This is a genomic window from Microbulbifer okhotskensis (assembly GCF_023895975.1).
GTDB classification, from domain to species: domain Bacteria; phylum Pseudomonadota; class Gammaproteobacteria; order Pseudomonadales; family Cellvibrionaceae; genus Microbulbifer; species Microbulbifer okhotskensis.
Genome location: NZ_JALBWM010000294.1, coordinates 1 through 1196, shown reverse-complemented (window position 1 = coordinate 1196; position 1196 = coordinate 1). Strand labels below are relative to the sequence as shown.

The following is a 1196-nucleotide window of genomic DNA, read 5'->3' as shown; positions in this document are numbered from 1 at the left end:
AGCGGCGATTTATCTCGCATTGCTCCGCAACGTGGTTATAACTGGGCCAGCACTCACCCTGGTCATTAGCGTTGTCAGCCAACTTTAAGAGCACCAGCTTGCGCAGAGGATTCCCCACCCTGGCTTTCATTGCCTTAACCATTAACTCCATGCTCACTGTGAACCTCCTTGCACTTGATTAGAGCCAATGAGAGTCTCATCGAGCCCTAAAAAATCGCACAATTCTTCAGCCACCACTTCGACGGTTTTTTCAGCCTGCTGTAATGCCGTGTTATTTTTGTTCCTTCGGGCGCAAAAGGCCCAACGGTCACGCTCAGACTCGGATAGTCCAGTAAACGCCGTTTTAATATCGTCCTGCATAGTGTCGCCCCAGTTGTGAATTGTTTTTACTGCTCTGGGTTAAATCCGGAACCGTCGAAATTCTTATACGCGCAGCATGGTCAAGATGCGCTGAGCCGCTTGGGCTTTCTTGATATCTTCAGGAGTCTCCGCTTCGAAAATGGGAAGTGAAGCCTCTAAAATAATTCGCAGTAACTGCTCTCTTGGGATGCCAAATCGATCTGATAAAGCATCAATCCGCCCCCGAGTTTTTTTACTCGTCCTTAAATTTGATTTGCACTCCAACCCTGACCTCATTACCTGCCTCCGTATCATCCTTTATTGAATTACTAATACTTTTTTATTAACCGGACAGCCCCGGCAGCCTCACCACTACCCAGGTGACGGGATTCTCGATATGCTGAAGGTGCCAACCCAACACGAGAAATTCTTATGCTCGATTTAATTTCAAATGAAGAAATACTCTACAAAACCCATATTTTTCGACTTCAGCGTGAATCATCCGAAAATATTCGAATTGAGGTTCACGAACTGCTTCAAATCGGCACTGCTACTTGCAAGCCCAGATTTTTCGCAAGAATCGTCAGCCCATTAGGTCAAACGAATAAAGAGTTTGCTGCTGATGGAGTAACTGCCGAGGAGGCAATCAACAAACTCCTTCCTCTAATTCGATTCCAACCTCTTGAGGTGCTTTTCCCCCCAATGAAATCAACGGCTGATCTCGTTCGTTAAGGTATTTAATAAAACGACTCAGGCGCTGCGCCAGCAGTCCATCAAGCAGCGCCTCCCCCTCTCCCGATCTCAAATAGGATTGAACTTCTGAATTAATCTGCTCTCTTGTCACGGTTGCCTCTCCT

4 protein-coding genes are annotated in these 1196 nt (G+C 46.7%); all 4 read right to left on the bottom strand.

The features are described from left to right. Positions 1-130, bottom strand: a 130-nt coding sequence (locus tag MO867_RS24230) for a helix-turn-helix domain-containing protein (RefSeq protein WP_373565930.1), incomplete at its 3' end; no start/stop codon positions are given. 23 nt (positions 131-153) lie between these two features. Then, positions 154-360 (bottom strand): hypothetical protein, encoded by a 207-nt coding sequence (locus MO867_RS22140; protein ID WP_252473213.1) that lies wholly within the window; start codon positions 358-360, stop codon positions 154-156. A gap of 63 nt (positions 361-423) precedes the next feature. Beyond that, entirely contained in the window at positions 424-636 is a 213-nt protein-coding gene (locus MO867_RS22135) for a hypothetical protein (protein ID WP_252473211.1), read from the bottom strand. A 349-nt stretch (positions 637-985) separates the two neighbouring features. Next, positions 986-1196 (bottom strand): hypothetical protein (locus tag MO867_RS22130; RefSeq protein WP_252473209.1); only part of this gene is annotated, 211 nt, incomplete at its 5' end.

What these genes read in the sequence shown, in the direction of transcription:
- MO867_RS22140 (WP_252473213.1), bottom strand. Translation starts at nt 360, where the DNA reads ATGCAGGACGATATTAAAACGGCGTTTACTGGACTATCCGAGTCTGAG.
- MO867_RS22135 (WP_252473211.1), bottom strand. Translation starts at nt 636, where the DNA reads ATGAGGTCAGGGTTGGAGTGCAAATCAAATTTAAGGACGAGTAAAAAA.